The sequence below is a fragment of the Paenibacillus paeoniae genome, from assembly GCF_003388735.1.
Lineage (GTDB): Bacteria > Bacillota > Bacilli > Paenibacillales > Paenibacillaceae > Pristimantibacillus > Pristimantibacillus paeoniae.
On sequence record NZ_QUBQ01000017.1, the window covers coordinates 1 to 621 of the forward strand.

The window sequence follows — 621 nt, forward strand, 5'->3', positions numbered from 1 at the left end:
TCGCTCAGCGAATTGCTTCAGCTGGCGGTCGATGGTACGACTGAATGAATTCAGTGTACATCTATTTAAAACAGCTAAAGGATGTTTCAGCAGAAGATTCTCTTCTTGTCCGAAGACAAGGTTCAAAACTTCTTGTTACTTTCGTTATCCAGTTTTCAAGGAACAAATGGAGCCAAGCGGGATCGAACCGCTGACCTCCTGCTTGCAAGGCAGGCGCTCTCCCAGCTGAGCTATGGCCCCGTAATGGGATCAACACTCATGTGTTGATAATGGTGGGCCTTAGTGGACTCGAACCACCGACCTCACCCTTATCAGGGGTGCGCTCTAACCAGCTGAGCTAAAGGCCCTCGGGTATTCTGCTATGACTCTTGTGAAGATGACATGACAAAAAGCGTCACGTGGGATCTTCGATTAGAAAGACGATTAGTCTTTCAAAACTGACAACGAGCGAGCAACAATCCTGCCTGAGAGTTGCTTGTGAAGACTTTCGTCTTCTTATCCGAACCTCATCGGGTTCGGGTAGTTCCTTAGAAAGGAGGTGATCCAGCCGCACCTTCCGATACGGCTACCTTGTTACGACTTCACCCCAATCATCTACCCCACCTTCGGCGGCTGGCTCCC

2 tRNA genes and 1 rRNA gene are annotated in these 621 nt (G+C 49.6%); all 3 read right to left on the reverse strand.

The features are described 5' to 3' along the window. Nucleotides 1–167: 167 nt before the first annotated feature. Nucleotides 168–240 (reverse strand) — tRNA-Ala (locus DX130_RS26145). 30 nt (nucleotides 241–270) lie between these two features. Continuing rightward, a tRNA-Ile gene (locus DX130_RS26150) sits at nucleotides 271–347 on the reverse strand. A gap of 184 nt (nucleotides 348–531) precedes the next feature. Then, a 16S ribosomal RNA gene (locus tag DX130_RS26155) occupies nucleotides 532–621 on the reverse strand; the annotation flags it as partial.